This is a genomic window from Burkholderia sp. FW306-1C-G01B, assembly GCF_058781685.1.
The window spans coordinates 604,890-621,568 of sequence record NZ_JBYSWZ010000002.1 but is presented as its reverse complement, the minus strand read 5'-3'; the positions used below and the strand labels follow the sequence as shown (position 1 = coordinate 621,568).

14 protein-coding genes are annotated in these 16,679 nt (G+C 66.5%); 6 read left to right on the top strand and 8 right to left on the bottom strand.

Translation table 11 applies throughout. From position 1 onward, the window contains the following. Nucleotides 1–10: 10 nt before the first annotated feature. A complete protein-coding gene (locus AC3WLY_RS07135) occupies nt 11–643 on the bottom strand; it encodes a LysE family translocator (protein ID WP_175962114.1) in 633 nt (210 codons plus the stop codon). A gap of 303 nt (nt 644–946) precedes the next feature. On the opposite strand from AC3WLY_RS07135, the gene AC3WLY_RS07130 reads away from it, so the two are divergent. From AC3WLY_RS07130 to AC3WLY_RS07120, 3 genes are all read left to right on the top strand, one after another. Continuing rightward, nucleotides 947–2,140 carry a porin gene (locus AC3WLY_RS07130; RefSeq protein WP_492309969.1) on the top strand — a complete coding sequence of 398 codons (1,194 nt, stop codon included), beginning with the start codon at nt 947–949 and terminating at the stop codon, nt 2,138–2,140. A gap of 100 nt (nt 2,141–2,240) precedes the next feature. Then, entirely contained in the window at nt 2,241–2,462 is a 222-nt protein-coding gene (locus tag AC3WLY_RS07125) for a hypothetical protein (RefSeq protein ID WP_492309968.1), read from the top strand. Nucleotides 2,463–2,941: 479 nt separating this feature from the next. After that, nucleotides 2,942–4,867: an SMP-30/gluconolaconase/LRE-like region family protein gene (locus tag AC3WLY_RS07120; protein WP_310143438.1), complete on the top strand. Its 1,926-nt coding sequence runs from the start codon at nt 2,942–2,944 to the stop codon at nt 4,865–4,867. A 52-nt stretch (nt 4,868–4,919) separates the two neighbouring features. On the opposite strand, the gene AC3WLY_RS07115 is transcribed toward AC3WLY_RS07120, so the two are convergent. Beyond that, nucleotides 4,920–7,097, bottom strand: a complete 2,178-nt coding sequence (locus AC3WLY_RS07115) for a TonB-dependent siderophore receptor (RefSeq protein ID WP_492309967.1) — start codon at nt 7,095–7,097, stop codon at nt 4,920–4,922. 412 nt (nt 7,098–7,509) lie between these two features. Between AC3WLY_RS07115 and AC3WLY_RS07110 the strand changes: the two genes are divergently transcribed. Then, nucleotides 7,510–7,956 (top strand): hypothetical protein, encoded by a 447-nt coding sequence (locus AC3WLY_RS07110; RefSeq protein WP_175962121.1) that lies wholly within the window; start codon nt 7,510–7,512, stop codon nt 7,954–7,956. A 20-nt stretch (nt 7,957–7,976) separates the two neighbouring features. Here the strand turns inward: AC3WLY_RS07110 and AC3WLY_RS07105 are convergent, their stop codons facing one another. From AC3WLY_RS07105 to AC3WLY_RS07085, 5 genes are all read right to left on the bottom strand, one after another. Continuing rightward, nucleotides 7,977–9,071, bottom strand: a complete 1,095-nt coding sequence (locus AC3WLY_RS07105) for a porin (protein WP_492309966.1) — start codon at nt 9,069–9,071, stop codon at nt 7,977–7,979. Between the two features lie 102 nt (nt 9,072–9,173). Further along, nucleotides 9,174–10,517, bottom strand: a complete 1,344-nt coding sequence (locus AC3WLY_RS07100; protein WP_492309965.1) for an MFS transporter — start codon at nt 10,515–10,517, stop codon at nt 9,174–9,176. A gap of 156 nt (nt 10,518–10,673) precedes the next feature. After that, complete coding sequence (locus AC3WLY_RS07095; protein ID WP_492309964.1) at nt 10,674–11,735, bottom strand: Rieske 2Fe-2S domain-containing protein; 1,062 nt, start codon at nt 11,733–11,735, stop codon at nt 10,674–10,676. A 48-nt stretch (nt 11,736–11,783) separates the two neighbouring features. Continuing rightward, a complete protein-coding gene (locus AC3WLY_RS07090) occupies nt 11,784–12,749 on the bottom strand; it encodes a PDR/VanB family oxidoreductase (RefSeq protein WP_492309963.1) in 966 nt (321 codons plus the stop codon). Next, a complete protein-coding gene (locus AC3WLY_RS07085; RefSeq protein WP_492309993.1) occupies nt 12,746–13,825 on the bottom strand; it encodes a Rieske 2Fe-2S domain-containing protein in 1,080 nt (359 codons plus the stop codon). The genes AC3WLY_RS07090 and AC3WLY_RS07085 overlap by 4 nt, the downstream gene beginning before the upstream one ends. Nucleotides 13,826–14,023: 198 nt before the next feature. Between AC3WLY_RS07085 and AC3WLY_RS07080 the strand changes: the two genes are divergently transcribed. Continuing rightward, the gene (locus AC3WLY_RS07080; protein ID WP_492309962.1) at nt 14,024–14,512 is read left to right on the top strand and encodes a MarR family winged helix-turn-helix transcriptional regulator; all 489 of its coding nucleotides are present in this window, start codon (nt 14,024–14,026) and stop codon (nt 14,510–14,512) included. A gap of 68 nt (nt 14,513–14,580) precedes the next feature. Here the strand turns inward: AC3WLY_RS07080 and AC3WLY_RS07075 are convergent, their stop codons facing one another. Further along, nucleotides 14,581–15,327 carry a TetR/AcrR family transcriptional regulator gene (locus tag AC3WLY_RS07075; protein ID WP_204421916.1) on the bottom strand — a complete coding sequence of 249 codons (747 nt, stop codon included), beginning with the start codon at nt 15,325–15,327 and terminating at the stop codon, nt 14,581–14,583. A gap of 170 nt (nt 15,328–15,497) precedes the next feature. Between AC3WLY_RS07075 and AC3WLY_RS07070 the strand changes: the two genes are divergently transcribed. Beyond that, a complete protein-coding gene (locus tag AC3WLY_RS07070; protein WP_034180867.1) occupies nt 15,498–16,679 on the top strand; it encodes an isovaleryl-CoA dehydrogenase in 1,182 nt (393 codons plus the stop codon).

Genomic DNA, 16,679 nt, shown 5'->3' with positions numbered 1-16,679 from the left:
GAACCCGCCCCTACGCGGCATGGCGCCGGTACAGCGCCAGCGAACCGGCGAGCGCGAGCAGCATCGCGCCGCATGTGCGCTCGAGCCACAGCGCGCCCGAGCGCTTCAGCAGCCGCACCGCGCGTGCGCCGAGCAGCGCATAGCCGAACATCACCGCGCCGTCGAGCAGCGCGAACGTGACCGCGAGCGCGACGTATTGCGGCGCGAGCGGCGCGGACGGATCGAGGAATTGTGGCAGGAACGCGGAGAAGAACAGATAGCCCTTCGGGTTCGTCACCGCGGTCAGGAAGCTCTTCGCGAAGATCGACGCGTTGCGCCCGGGCGCCGCGCCGCGATGCGCGGCGGCGACGTCGAGCGAACCCTTCGACGTCAGCAGCCGGATGCCGACATACGCGAGGTACGCCGCGCCGAGCCACTTCACCACCGAGAACCAGAACGCCGACGCCATCAGCAGCGCACCGAGGCCGAGCGCGACCGCGACGATCAGCACGAAGTCGGACAGCATCGCGCCGGCGAAACCGTACGCGGCGCGGCGCACGCCGTAGCGCGAGCCGTTGGTCAGCGCGAGCAGCACGGTCGGGCCGGGTGTCGCGATGCCGACGAACGCGACGGCGGCGAAGATCAGCAGGGTCGTTTCATTCATGAAGGAACTCCCGATGGAAGGCGTGCGTTCGATTATCGGGGGCGCGCACCCGCGCTGTACAGGCACGGCAGCCGTGCGGCCCGTCGCGCTTTCGACTATCTCGATTCTGGCAAGAAACTGTTTTCACTATTGCGCTTTAGTCCGGGACCGGTTCCATCTACCATGGCGGCCGCAGCGGGCCTGCCCGCCGCGACGCCGCGCGCGGACGCCGCCGGCCTCGCACTGCCGGCGGATCTCGCCGCCCGCGCGCCACTCGCAACATCAAGCCAGAACAACGGGTTCACCGCCCGGAGACACAGAACCATGAACAAGCAACTGATCGCAGCACCGCTGATGCTCTCGCTCGCGGGCAGCGTTTTCGCACAAAGCTCCGTCACGCTGTACGGCATCGTCGACGCGGGCGTGACCTATCGCAGCAACGAACGGGTCGGCTCGGCGGGTGCATACGCCGGGCATTCGAGCGTCGGGCTCACGACCGGCAACCTGTCCGGCAGCCGCTGGGGCATCAAGGGGTTCGAGGATCTCGGCGGCGGGATGCGCGCGCTGTTCGTCCTCGAGAACGGCTTCGACATCGCCAACGGCACGTCGGGCCAGGGCGGCCGCCAGTTCGGCCGGCAGGCGTTCGTCGGCATCGGCAGCGACCGCTACGGCTCGGTCACGCTCGGCCGCCAGTACACGTCGCTCGACGACTTCGTGAGCCCGGTCGGCCCGTCGTCGTTCATCGGCGGGTTCGGCGCGCACCCGGGCGACATCGACGATCTCGACCAGACCGCGCGCGTCGACAGCTCGATCAAGTACACGAGCGCCAATTACGCGGGCTTCACGTTCGGCGCGCTGTACGGCTTTGGCGGCCAGCCGGGCAGCATGAAGCAGCGCAACACGTGGAGCGTCGGCGCGGCGTACGCGGCGGGCCCGCTGCGTGTCGGCGTCGGCTACGAGCGCTCGGACAACAGCAAGACGGGCGCGACCGACCCGACGACGGGCAAGTGGCAGAGCACCGACGACGGCCTGTTCAACTCGTCGATCAACGAAGGCTATGCGAGCGCGCAATCGCAGCAGGTCATCGCGACGGGCGCGACGTACGACTTCGGCCCGGCCGTCGTCGGCGTGAACTACAGCAACGTGCAATACCGCAGCGGCGACCGTTCGCTGTTCGCCGGCCACGCGACGTTCAACGTCGCGGGCGTGTTCACGCGCTGGAACGTGCGGCCGCAGACGCAGCTGTTCGCCGGCTACAGCTACACGCGCGGCAGCGATGTCGATGGCGTCGACGACCGCGCGCAGTATCACAACGTCACGCTCGGTGCCGTCTACGACCTGTCGAAGCGCACCAGCGTGTATCTGCTCGGCGCGTACCAGCATGCGTCGGGCATGACGCTCGACGCGCTCGGCCGGCCGGTGGCCGCGACCGCGTCGGTGTCCGACAAGGCGAACGGCCATTCGTCGGACTCGCGGTCGCAGGCGATCGTCAGCCTCGGGTTGCGCCAGAAGTTCTGACGCGCAGCGGTCGTTGCGGCCGCAACGTCGTTCGTTGCCGGTGCGGGCGACGTTGCACGCCTGCTCCTGTACTGTCGCCTCCTTTCTTCGAGAAGACGACATGACCCGAACGCATTCCGTGCGCTGCCTGTGCGGTGCCGTCACCGTCACGCTGCGCGGCGAGCCGAACAGCCTGACCGCGCGTGCGCACGGCGGGCAACTGCCGGGCGACCTGCAGCCGACGATGCATCTGTTCTACCGGCAGCGCGTGATCGACGTCGTCGATGCGCTGCCGAAATACCTCGACGGTTGGGACGGCCCGACGCTCGACAACGCGAACTGAACGATCGCGACCGCGTGCCGGCACGGTCGGCGCGCGGCTTGTTCCGCCGCATCCTTCTTCAGCTTTCCTTCCTTCCTTTCTTCCGCCCGCCGCGTTCGCGGCACGCCCGATGCGCCAGTTTGCGAAATGCCGATTGCGCCGGATAATATTTTTTCTCTTTCATTTTAATTTCGATTTGTAATCATCGAGCCTCTTTCCGGCGGAATGAAAAAGGCAATGCGGGCATGTCAGAAAAAATGACGCATTCGCATTGAGCGACCCGGAAGAAAATGCCGGGGAAAAGCGCCGAAATCGCGCTGCCGGCGGGCCGTTGCGGTGTGGTGAGCGGGTTTGACCATCATTGACGAAAAAGCGCCGGACGGCATAAAGCACGCGGTGAATAATTCGGGATGACGGCGAATGCGCTTTTGCCTGAATCACCAAGATTTCATGCGTCGCAATTTACAGTGTCGACACACGATCGTCCGGGAGCATTATTCATGTCAATGAAACAAATTCGCGCGGCATTGCTGGGAATGTGCATGGCCGTGCTGGCGTCCGCGAGTCACGCGCAGGCGCAATACTCGACTGACTGGCTCGCGAACACGTTCGGTACGCTGGCCGCGCACGTGGGCAACGGCGCGCGCTCGATGTGGGTCGCGCCCGAGGGCGTGATCTACACGGCGTCGCGCTGGGACGAGAACGCGGGCGGCGTCGCGATCTACCAGAACGGCCAGCCGCTTGGCACGATCGGCATCCACGACGAATTCCAGGGCGGCGCGATCACCGGCAATTCGTCGTCGCTGTTCGTCGCGCTCGGCTACAACCGCACGTTCGGCAGCGGCTCGGTGGGCCGCTACAACCGCGGCACGAACCAGCGCGACCTGCGCATCCCGGTCAGTGTGTGGACGGGCGTCCAGTACGCGGACGTGATCACGGGCCTCGCGACGGCCGGCAACCTGCTGTACGTGAGCGACTTCTACGGCAACCGCGTGCGCGTCTATACGACGGACGGCGTCTGGCAGCGCGACATCGGCGTATCGGGGCCGGGCGCGCTGGCGCTCGACGCCGCCGGCAACCTGTGGGTCGCGCGCAAGAGCGCGGGCGTCGTCGCGCAGTTCAGCGCGACCGGCACGGCGATGAACACGATCCAGATGGCGGCCGGCGCGCGGCCGGCGTCGCTGTACTTCGATGCGTCGATGGGCCAGCTGATGGTGGGCGACGAAGGGCCCGACATGAACATCAAGGTCTACAGCGGGCTCCTCGGCCTGCCGGTCCAGGTCGGCACGTTCGGCGTGCAGGGCGGTTATCTCGACACGACGACGGGCATCAAGGGGCAGGTCGGCGACAAGCGCTTCACGCGCGTCGCCGCGCTCGGCAAGGATTCGGCCGGCAACCTGTACGTGCTGAACAACGCATGGGGCGGCGGCTGGGATCTCGGCCGCAACGGCAGCACCGACCTGCATTCGTACAGCCCGACGGGCGCGCTGCAATGGAAGCTGCAGGCGCTGAACTTCGAGGGGGTCGCCGCGCCCGATCCGGTGACGGACGGCGCGTTCTTCTACAGCGGCAACAACGTGTACACGGGTTCGGCGGGCGGCACGTTCGTCGCGAACACGGTCGACCCGTTCACCTATCCGAAGGACCCGCGCCTCGACATGAAAGACTATCAGCGCGGCCAGCACTTCGGCCAGCTCGTGATGGTCGGCGGCAAACGGATTCTCGTCGCGTCGGGCCAGAACCCGGGCAACTTCAACTTCTATTACTTCAACACGGCGAGCGGCTATATCGCGATTCCGGCCGGCTCGCTGCCCGGCAAGCCGTTCAACACGACGCTGCAGGTGACGGCCGGTTTCGCGATCGACGACAACGGCGACGTGTGGGCAGGGCTGGACGGATCCAACGCGATTTCCCGCTACCCGATGACGGGCTTCGACGCGACCGGCAAGCCATCCTGGGGCAAGCCGACGACGACGCCCGTGCCGAGCACCGTGTCGCCTGTCACGCGAATCATCTACCAGGCGGACAGCGACACGATGATCCTCGCACAGGGCCTCGCGGGCAATTGGGACTGGACCGCGATGAACGGGCACATCGAGGTCTATCACGGCTGGAAGAACGGCAACACGAGCGCGCCGAACCCGGTGATCAACCTGACGAGCGCGAATCCGAAATCGATCGCGGCGGCCGGCCACTACCTGTTCGTCGGCTATGTGCACACGGTGCCGAACATCGACGTATTCGACCTGAACACCGGTGCGCTCGTCACCACGCTGACGAATTCGAACACGTCGGCGATGGACGTCGGCAACGACGTCGACTCGATGTACGGCGTGCGTGCGTACCTGCGCTCGACCGGCGAGTACGTGATTACTAAGGACAACTACAACGGGTCGAGCATCGTCGTGTATCGCTGGCGTCCGTGATCGCGCCGGCGGGGCGTGTCGCGCCGCCCCGGCCGCCTGGTACGATCGTTCGTCAGAACGACACCGTCGTCGTCAGCGTGACGAGCCGCGGCTCGCCGACCGCAACGATCAGGTTGTTGTTGCTCGACGGGTAGTAGGTCTTGTCGAGCAGGTTCTTCACGTTGAGCTGGAAGCGCGTCGGGAACTTGCCGATCGTCGTTTCGTAGGCCGCGAACGCGTCGACGGTCACGTAGCCGGGCAGCGTGAAGCTGTTCGCGGTGTCGCCGGAGCGTGCGCCGACGAGGCGCGCGCCGCCGCCGAAGCGCCAGCGGCCGGGCAGGTTCGCGATCGCCGTGTCGTACACCGCGAACAGGCTGCCCGTGTGGCGCGCGACGTTGACGAGCGGCGTATTGCTGTCGCGATCGGTCGCGTTCGTATACGCATAGCTGCCGATCACGCTCAGGTGGCGCGTGATCTGCCCTGCGACGTCGAGTTCGATCCCGCGCGAGCGCGCGGTGCCGATCGTCGACGTGATGTCGCCGTTCGTGACCGCGACGTTGCGCTTGTCGATCTGGTAGACCGCGAGCGTGCCCGTGATCGCGGGCTTCACGCTGAACTTCAGCCCGGCCTCGAGCACGCGGCCGTATTCAGGCGCGAGCGGCGCGGCGACGTTCGTTGCGACGTTCGGCTTGAACGAACGGCTCACGTTCGCATACGCGGTCAGCGCCGGCGTGAGCGCATACGCGAGCCCGAACTGCGGCAGCCAGACATTGCCGCGCGAGCGGTCGGCGAACACGAACGGCCGCCCCATCCCCGATTCCTGCTGCCAGTTTTCCCAGCGCAGCCCGCCGACCGCGGTGAGACGCTCGGTGAGCTTCACCGAGTCCTGCACGACCATCGAATATGCATGCACCACCGAGCGCGAATCGCTTTGCTTCGGGTTGGGTATGCCGCCCGGTGCGAGCAGGCCGTACACGGGATCGTAGAGATTGAAGCCCGTCGTCGCCTTGCCGCGAATCGTGTCGCCGCGGAAGCTGCGCTGCCGCTCGTATTCGCCGCCGATGTAGATCGCGTGGTTCATCCCGGCAAGCGTCACGTTGCCGAGCAGGCCGAGCGTCGCGATCTGGTCGGAGTCGTTGCGCCCGAGGTTTGCATCGGACGAGCGCGTCAGCGCGCCGGTCCTGCTGTTGAACGCGGTGGCGCGGGTGATGGTCTGGTCGTAGCGGTCGCGGCCCCAGCCGTAGGTCGCGCGCACGCGCCACGCGTCGGAGAAGCGGTGCTCGATGCGCGCGCGCAGCGTTTCCTGGATGCCGCTGCTCTGCGACCACGCTTCCTCGTAGCGGCGATAGCGCAGCGCATCGTCGAGTTGGCCGTTCACGAGCACGGTGCCGCGATCGAACGGCGTCGTATAGTCGACGTACTGGTAGCTGACGTCGACCGACGTGTTTGCGTCGCGCCACGACAGCGCGGGCGCGATCAGCGCGTCGCGCTGGCGGCCGAAGCTGCGCCAGTAGCGGCTCGTATCGTATTCGCCGGTCAGCCGGAACGCGAGCGTGCCGCCGGCGACCTGGCCCGGCTTGCCGAGCGGGCCCGTGAGATCGAACAGCGCGCTGCTGCCGCCGTGGCTCGTGCGCGACGCGGAGATCGAGCCGCCGAACGTGTCTTCCGGCTTGCGCGTGACGAGGTTGATCACGCCGCCCGGGTCCTGCATCCCGTAGAGCAGCGAAGCGGGGCCCTTCAGCACTTCGACGCGGTCGATCGTCGCGAGATAGCTGTGCAGCACCGGCGTGCGCACGCCGTCGACGAGCACGGAGCCGTCGTTGTTCGATCCGAAGCCGCGCTTGGTGAACGCGTCGCGCGTGCCGCCGAGCGTGTTCGTCTGCGTGACGCCGCTGATGTTGCCGAGCACGTCGTCGAGCGAGCGCGCCTGCTGGTCCTGCATCACGCTGCTGCTGACCACCGCGACCGATTGCGGAATCTCCTTGATCGAACGGTTGTCGCCGCCCGCGATGCTGGTGGTGCGTGGCTGATAGCCGACCGTCGGATCGGCGGTTGCCGATGCGCTGACGCTGATGGCCGGCAGTTCGTGTTCGGCGGGCGTCGATGCGGGCGTGGAGGCGGATGCGGACGCAACGGGTTCGGCGGCGTCGGCATGCGCGCCGCTTGCGACGCAAAGAGTGATCAGGGCAGGCAGGCTCGTGCGCCACGGACGAAGGGTCCGGGCGCGGCGGGTTGTTCGACGGGATGGCATGAATCGATGCAGGACGGAGTGCTAAGGATCGTGTCGCGGGCCGCAGCACTGCGCCGCAACCGGGATGCGGATGATATATGTAATGAGAATTATTTGCAATTGTAATGAGGCGGTCGGCGGCGGGCGGGCCTTGGTTGCCGGGCCGTCGGCCGTCTGCTACCGTAGCGGCCAAAATCAGACGCAGTGAAATTCAATGAGAGCCGGGGGCCGCACCATGTCATTTTCCTGTCACGTCGCGTTCGGCGCGATGCAACGTACCGCACTCGACCTTGCGGGTGGTGAAGTGATCGCAGCCGTGTTCCGCCATTCGAACGATTAAAACGGAAGCGAATCCATCTGGCGTTATGCCGGGCAGCCGGCACCGCGCCGCTTTCAATCACTTCAACCACCAAGCCTGACGGGAGACCACCCAATGAAAAAGATTTCCGCGCCGTTCGCGGCGGCCGCGCTTGCTGCGTGCGCGATGCTGGCGGGCGTTCACCAGGACGCCTGCGCCGCACCGGCGGACGAGCCCGCGATCGATGCGCATTACAGTGCCGTGATCGAGGCCTATACGCAGGACATGGCCGCCGCGAAGACGAAATACGACGGCAAGCGCCTCGCGTTCGTCGGCGCGGTGATCCGGATGGGCAGCGATCCGGGCGGCACGTACTTCGGCGCGCTGACGACCGACGGCGGGCAGTTCGACACGCATTTCGATGCGGCCGACCAGGCCGCGCTGAAGCCGAAATTCCCCGGCGGCGAGATCAAGCCGTTCACGGCGTCCGCGAATTTCCGGTTCAGCTGCGTGAACGAAGGCTATATCGACGCGCCGGTGCTGCCGGGGTTGAAGCTCTCGCATTGCCGGCTCGCCGATTGAGGTAGTGCGGCGGCCGGCGTTCAGAACTTCTGCTGGATGCCGGCCATCACGCCGAGCTGATTCATCCCGGTGCCGACCGTCCCGCCGGCGGCGACCGCGTTCGCGGCCAGCGTGCTGTTGAACATGTAGCCCGCCGACGTATAAACGGTCGTCCGCTTCGACAGGAAATAGTTCGCGCGGCCGACGAGCAGCGTGGCGTTCGTGCCGCCTTCGCTGGTTTCGCGACGCTGCAGGTAGCGTACGCCCTGCAGGTCGAGCGCGAGGTAGGGCGTCGCGTAGTACGTGCCGCCGGCGAACACGATGTCGGCCTGCAGGTGTTGGGCCGCCGCGAGGTTGCGGCGGATCCACCCGGCGCCCAGTTTCGCGGGGCCGAACTTCACGTAGCCGGCGACGATGTCGCGCGTGTCGGTGTACGCCGGATTGTTCAGCGGCGCGAGCGCGCCGCCGCCGCCGCGCATCACGTCGTGCGATGCGGCCAGCCCGAAATTGCTCGCGTCGTAGGCGAGCATCGCCGTGTATTGACGACAGGCGACGATGTCGCCGGGCACCTGTCCGGCGCAGCCCGTCGCCGACGGTCCTGCCGGCCCGGCCGCGTCGCGACCGAAACTGTAGGTGGCGCCGAGCGTCACGCCGTGGAACGTGCCCTTGTAGCCGATTGCATTGTCGCTGCGCGCGTTCGGCAGATAGGAGTCGAAATTCGCCATCGAATGAATCGACGGACCGATCACGTCGGCATTGGTCAGCACGATCATCGACATGTTCATCTGGCGGCCGAGGGTCAGCGCGCCGAAGGGACTGTTCACGCCCACGTTCGCCTGCCGCCCGAACAGGCGCCCGCCGTAGTTCAGCGCGCCGGTGCCGGGCTGGAAGCCGTTTTCGAGCACGAAGAAGGCCTGGTAGCCGCCGCCGAGATCCTCCGTGCCTCTCAGGCCCCAGCGTGACGGCACCTCGCCGGTCAGCGTCGGCATCCCGGTGAACGACCCGCCGTGCGCGGCGTTGTTGTAGTAGGACACGCCGGTATCGATGATCCCGTACAGCGTGACGCTGCTTTGCGCGCAGGCCGGTCCGGCCAGCGCCATCGCCGTCGCGAGTGCGGCGCCCAGTTTCGTTTTCATGGCTGTCTCCAAACAGTATGTAGATATGCTTATCGATTTTTTTAGTACCCCGGACATGTCCGGGATACCGACGGGTATCGGCAAGACTGCGGGCGTCGCGCGTTACGGCATCGCTGGATCGCGTTGCCGGTGCGGTGCCGCGGCACGCGCGCCCGCCACGGCGACGGCGATCGCCGCGCCGATCATCGGTACGAGGAACGCGAGATAGAGATGAGGCACGGTCCAGCCGTCGTCCAGCAGCGCACCGACCGTCATCGGCGACAGGATCGCGCCGAGGCGGCCGATGCCGACCGCGAGGCCGATGCCGGTCGTGCGGATTTCGGCGGGATACGGCGTCGGCGACAGCGCATACATGCCGGCCACGCACGCATTGATCACGGCACCGAGGAGCACCGCGACGGTCATCCCGATGCCGAGGGCGCCCGTGTTCGCACCGAACACGACCATCAGCGCGCCGCCCAGCAGCAGCGTCGCGCCCAGCAGGTTGCGCAAGCCGAACCGCGTCGACAGCAGGCTGAAGAGCGAGGCGCCCGCAATGCCGCCGAGATTGAGCAGCACGCCGCCGGTCACGCCCTGCGACGCCGACAGTCCGGCCTGGACCAGCAGCTTCGGCGTCCAGCTCACGACGAAGTAGAAGCTGCCCATCACGAGAAAGAACGCGATCCACAGCGCGATCGTGCGGCGCGTGAGCGGTGCGCGCAGCACGGCCGTCCAGCTCGACGCGGGGTTCGCCGTGTCGATGGGAGCAGTCGCAGCCGGCAGCGTGTCGATCGGCGCGCGCTTCATTCTCGCGAGGATGCGGTTGATTTTCTGCAGCGCGTTGTCCGGACGCCTCGCCAGCAGGAAGTCGAGCGATTCCGGCAGCAGCGCGAGCACCATCGGGATCGCCATCAAGGTCAGGATGCCGCCGAACGCGAACACGCTGCGCCATCCCCACACCGACAGCAGATAGCCGGCGACGACGCCGCCGGCGGTGGCGCCGATCGCGTAGCCGGTCGACTGCATGCCGATCGCGGCGCTGCGCCATTTGTTCGATGCATACTCGCCGCTGATGACGGTCAGGCTCGCCAGCATGCCGCCGATGCCGAGCCCCGTATAGGCACGCGCGACCGCGAGTTGCAGCGTGCTGTGCGTGGCCGCGCAGGCGAGCATCCCGGTCGAGATCACGGCGAGGCAGAGCAGGATGATGCGGCGGCGGCCGACCCGGTCGGCCAGCGGCGCGATCAGCACCGAGCCGATGCCCATGCCGGCCAGCCCGGCACTCAGCAGCAGGCCGATTTCCTTGCCGCTCAGTTTCCATTCGGCCGCCAGGTGCGGCGCGGCAAACGCGATGGCGAGCACGTCGAACCCGTCGAGCATGTTCAGTACGACGCAGGCTGCGACAGCCGTCGTCTGGAACGCGCTCATCGGGGATTCGTCGAGCGTATTGCGGATATTTGCGTTCACGTCAAAGATCCTTCATAAAAAATAGTATGCCTAATTGAATAGGATGAAATCGAAGCCGGCAGTAGCGAATGGGACGAAAGCGAATGCGCGGGTTGACGGGCAACCAGGGAACGCCCGCCGCGACCGGCAGGCGTCGTTCGCGCGCCGGCGCGATGGTTACGCGGGTTCGGGTTGCAGCAGCAGCCGCTCGATCACGCGCCGTGCGCGATTGGGCCCCGCGTCGACGTGAATGTCGATCTGGTGGCGGCCCGGAAACCGCATCTGATTCCGGTATTGCGCTTCGATCACGGTCTTGTCCTCATCGAACGTCGCCGCGGATTGCTCGATGACCGTTTGCGCGACGCGTTCGACATCGTGTTGCGGATTGGTCGCAACGGTCCAGAAGTAGTGCGTCGTGGTGTCCGTCTCGGGCGTGATGCCGTGGAAGCCGCGCATGTGAAAGCCGCCGCGCGCCGGATCGAGCAGGTCGCCGGTGCCGGCGTCCATCGCGCCGGTCCAGATCCGGATGTGCGACACGTGGAATTCGATTTCCTGCCAGCGATCGACGCGGCCCGCGAACGGCCAGGCGGCGGTGTAGGTCGGTGGCGGGGCGGAATCCGGCATCCGGCGGACCAGCGTCACCGTGTCGCCGTCGGTGCTGACGCGGGTTTCCGCGCCCATGTGCAGCGACGCGTTGCCGCCGATCGTTTTCAGATGGACATAGCCGAGGTGGCTCAGGTCCATCAGGTTGTCGTGAATCAGCTGATACGGTGCGTCGTAATGGTAGTTGCCGCCGCCGAACCGGTATTGCGGATTCGTGTGGAACGCGTAGCGCGGCGGCGCGCAGGTCGGTTGGGCGTGCGCGTCGGCGCCGATCCAGATCCACACGATGGCGTCCTGTTCCTGCACCGGATACGACGATACGCACGCCTTCGACGGAATCCGGTCCTGGCCGGGAATCTCCACGCATGTGCCGCCGCGGTCGAACAGCAGCCCGTGGTAGCCGCAGCGCAGGCCGCGCGCTTCGAGCGAGCCGCACGACAGCGGCAGCGACTTGTGGCAGCAGCGATCCTCCAGCGCGCCGACTTCCCCGGACGGCAACCGGAACAGGACGACCGGGCGGCCGAGCAGGGTGCGGGCGACGGGTTTGTCCGTCAGTTCGGATGACAGCGCGGCGACCCACCATCGGTCGATCGGGAACTTGGCAGTATTGATCGGTGGTCGGGCATCTTGCTCCATTGATCGTCTCCGGTATTGTTGTTGGCCGCCGCGTGTCGGGCGGTCCGTCTACAGGTCGAGTACCAGCAGGTCGGTTCGGGATCGCGAACAGCACGGCATGAACTGGTCGCCGGCCGCTTGTTCCGCTTCCGTCAGATACGAATCGCGATGATCGGGCTCGCCTTGCAGCACGCGCGTCACGCAGGTCCCGCATACGCCTTGCTCGCACGACGTCAGCACGTCGACGCCGTTGGCCGCCAGCGCCGCGATGACCGTGCATTCGGCCGGCACGTCGATCACCTTGCCGCTGCTCGCGATCCGCACCTGGAACGCGCGATCCGCGCCGGACGTCGCAACCGCGCCGCCGAAGAACTCGTAGTGCAGCCGCTCGTCGGCCCAGTTGCGCTCGCGCGCTGCGTTCAGCACCGCATCCATGAAGCCGCGCGGGCCGCATACGTACAGGTGCGTGCCGTCAGGCGCGGCAGCGAGCACGGAGGCCAGGTCGAAGCGTTGCGCGGGGTCGCCGTCGTCGACATGAAAGCGGGCGCGGTCGTTGAACCCGGCTGCGTTGATCCGCTCGACGAAGGCCATGCGATCGGTCGAACGCGCGCAGTAGTGCATGTCGAATGGCATGCCGGACGAAAACAGCCGTTCCGCCATGCAGAGAATCGGCGTGACGCCGATCCCGCCCGCGAGCAACAGGTGGTGCGGTGCGTCGGGGGCGAGCGGGAATTGATTGCGCGGCATGCCGATCCGCACGGTGTCGCCTTGCCGGACTTCGTCGTGAATGGCGCGCGACCCGCCGCGGCCCTCGGCATCGCGCAGCACGGCGATCTGATAGCGATCGCCGTGTTCCGGGTGATTGCACAGCGAGTACTGGCGCACGAGCCCGCCCGGCAAATGCACGTCGATATGGGCGCCGGCGTCGAAGCGCGGCAATGGCGAACCGTCGTCGCTGACGAATTCGAAGCTGCAGATGTCGCGCGCTTCCTGCCACTTGCGGGCCACCCGGACCGTCAGCGTCGCGGCGCTCATGACGCCTCCTTGATGTGCGCGAGCGGAATCACGGGCCGCGGCGGGTTCGACGCGTTTTCATCGGCGAGCAGCCGTTCGATCACCTTGCGCGACAGCACGCCGCCGGCGTCGATGTTGAGCTTGAGCAGCTTGCGGTCCGGCCACTTCTCGAGATTGAGCTGCTGGCGCTCGAGCATCTCGAGATCCTCGGCGAAGATCTTGCCCTGGCCTTCGCGGATCTCGGCGGTCAGCGCGTGATCGTCGGGCCGGAAGTTGCGCGCCATCCCCCAGAAGTACCAGATCGAGGTGTCCGTCTCGGGCGTGATGAAGTCGACCACGATCGACGACGCCTTCAGGTCGGCCGGCGCGTCGTAGCCGCCGTGGCCCGCATGCGCGACGCCCACTTCGATCATCACGTGGCTCGGCGGCGTGAAGCGGCAGATCTGCCAGCGGTCGACCGGCACGTCGTCGGCGAGGCCGTTGCCGCGCAGCGCCATCTTCCAGAACGGCGGCGGCATCACGTTCTGCATGAAGCGGCTCGTGACGACTTCGTCGCCATGGCTGGTCGTCTTCGGCGGCGCTTCGTCGATTTCCTTCTGGCCGATGCTCGTCGCATGCACGTAGGTCTCGTGCGTGAGGTCCATCAGGTTGTCGATCATCAGCCGGTAGTCGCAACGGATGTGATACAGGCCGCCGCCGTGCGCCCAGGCCGGATCTTCGGCCCACGACAGCGCGGGCAGCTTGCCGGGATCGGCTTCGGACGCATCGCCCGGCCAGACCCAGACGAATCCGTACCGCTCGACTACCGGGAAGCTGCGGATCGACGGGAATCCGCCGACGCGCTGGCCCGGCATGCCGGCTGTCTTGCCGTTGCAGCCCATTTCCAGCCCGTGATAGCCGCACACGAGCACGCCGTCGCGCACGAATCCCAGCGACAGCGGCGCGCCGCGGTGCGGGCAGAAGTCCTCGAGCGCGGCGACCTGGCCGTCCGCCGCGCGGTAAAACACCATCGATTCGTTGCAAATCCTGCGGCCCAGCGGCTTGCCGTCGATTTCATCGGGCGTGCACGCCACATACCAAGCGTTCTTGAGAAACACGTTCATCGTCTCCTTCGGGGCGGCGCCGCTGGTACGCGGCAGTTATTCATTCAGTGTGCTGAATGAGATTCAGTGTACTCATCGAGATTGGCCGGGGCAAGGCGAGCGGTATACTGGTTTTCCCGGGAAATGGCGCGAGGCAGCGCCATGCCGTGAGCGCACGCAACAGCGTGCGCCGCCTATGTCATCGACTCATTCATGGAAAAAACGAATCCCGCCGACGCACCGGTTTTCCCGCTCGATCTGTACGACGAACCCGGGCACCTGATCCGGCGCGCGCATCAGATCGCGGTTGCGATGTTCTACGAGAAGCTGGGCCGGGACGTGACGCCGGTACAGTACGCGGTCCTGCGGATGCTGTACGAGTGTCCGGGGCTCGATCAGGTGACGCTCGCGCAGCGGGTGGCGCTCGACACGTCGACGACCGCGGACCTCGCGGTCCGGCTCGAAGCGAAAGGATTGATCGTCCGCGAAGTGCTGCCGCGGCGTCAGCGGCGCTTGCTGCTGACGCCGGCGGGCGTCGAACTGCTCACGCACCTGATTCCGTCGGTGAAGGAACTGCGTGCAGGCCTGCTCGACGGCATGGGCGAGGACGATTCGCAGGAACTGATGCGCCTGTTGCGCAAGTTCGTCCATTTGAACAACGAGCAGAGCCGCGCGCCGCTGCGGGTCGGCGAGGAGTCGTAGCGGCTGATTTCCGCCGATGGAAGAGCAGATGCGGCAAGGCGGCAGCAGCTTCGCGCCGCCTGCCTGCATTACGGGCGTGACGCTTCCCCTTCCAGCCGCCGCACCGCTTCCGCGACCTCGTTCCTGAAGCGCACGAGCGCCGCCTGTTCCGGCGCGGGCGGCTGCACGGCGGCCCACAGCATGTCGACCAGCTGCGTGGCCATCGTTTCCGTATCGAGCTTGCGGTGTCCGAGGATCGCATCCCACAGCACGTGCTCGATCGGCCCGAACACCATCGAGCGCAGCAGGCTCAGCGGCAGGTCCGCGCGAACCTGCCCGGCCGCCTGGCCGCGCGCGAGCACGTCCATCAGCGGCGCCGTATAGCGGCGCTGCAGCGCGGTGAGCTCGTCGCTCAGCGCATGCTGCTTCGCACGGCCTTCCGACAGCACCAGCGCGCACAGCCCCGTGCCGTTCACGAGCATCAGCCGCAGGTGGGTGCGCACGATGAACGCGAACTGCTGCTGCACCGACGCATCCTGCGGCATCCCGTGCTCGAACGCGGCGATGATTTCGTCATACCAATCCGCGATGACGCGCGCGCACAGCTCGCGCTTGCCGCGGAAGTAGCTGAACACCGTCGCCTCGGATACCCCGACGCGCTGCGCGATCTCGGCGGCCGTCGCATGCTCGTAGCCTTTTTCGGCAAACACTTCACGACCGGCGCGCAGGATGTCCTGCACGCGCTGCTGGGATTTGCGCCCGGCGGGCGCGCGCGGCGTGTCGGCGCGGTCGGCTTTGACGGTGGCGGTCATGGTGTCGGCGGTAGCGGCTGTCATGTCGGCATGATATCTGAGTGTCACTCAAAAAACTATTGACGCAGAACCGGGCGAGGCGCGAAACTGTGCAAAATTTCCGCTGTATTGGTCAATGAATCGACGCATTCATTCGATTTGAGCGAAACTCAGAAATCGGTGCGTGCGACACACTTTCTGGAGACGGAGGAGACATGATCAACCTGCCCGGCGTGCAATTCATGCTCGGTGAAGACATCGAGATGCTGCGCGATGCCGTCGCGACGTTCGCGGCGAAGGAAATCACGCCGCGCGCGGCGGAGGTCGACCGCACCGACCAGTTTCCGATGGATCTGTGGAAGAAGTTCGGCGATCTCGGCGTGCTCGGCATGACGGTCGCCGAGGAATACGGCGGCGCGAACATGGGCTACACCGCGCACATGGTCGCGATGGAGGAGATCTCGCGCGCATCGGCGTCGATCGGCCTGTCGTACGGCGCGCACTCGAACCTGTGCGTGAACCAGATTCACCGCAACGGCACCGAAGCGCAAAAGCAGAAATACCTGCCGAAGCTCGTGTCGGGCGAACACATCGGCGCGCTCGCGATGAGCGAACCGAATGCCGGCTCCGACGTCGTCAGCATGAAGCTGCGCGCCGACAAGCGCGGCGACCGCTACGTGCTGAACGGCACGAAGATGTGGATCACCAACGGCCCCGATTGCGACACGCTCGTCGTCTACGCGAAGACGGACGTCGAAGCGAATGCGCGCGGCATCACCGCGTTCATCGTCGAGAAGGGGATGAAGGGCTTCTCGGTCGCGCAGAAGCTCGACAAGCTCGGCATGCGCGGCTCGCACACGGGCGAGCTCGTGTTCCAGGACGTCGAGGTGCCGGAGGAGAACATCCTCGGCCAGCTCAACGGCGGCGTGAAGGTGCTGATGAGCGGCCTCGACTACGAGCGCGCGGTGCTGTCGGGCGGCCCGACGGGCATCATGGCCGCATGCCTCGACGCGGTCGTGCCGTATATCCACGACCGCAAGCAGTTCGGCCAGGCGATCGGCGAATTCCAGCTGATCCAGGGCAAGGTCGCCGACATGTACACCACGTTCCAGGCGTGCCGCGCGTATCTGTACGCGGTCGGCCGCCATCTCGACTCGGCGGGCAGCGACCACATCCGCCAGGTGCGCAAGGACTGCGCGGGCGTGATCCTCTATACGGCCGAGAAGGCGACGTGGATGGCCGGCGAGGCGATCCAGATCCTCGGCGGCAACGGCTACATCAACGAATACCCGGTCGGCCGCCTGTGGCGTGATGCGAAGCTCTATGAAATCGGCGCCGGCACGAGCGAGATCCGCCGGATGCTGATCGGCCGCGAGCTGTTCGCGGAAACGATGTAA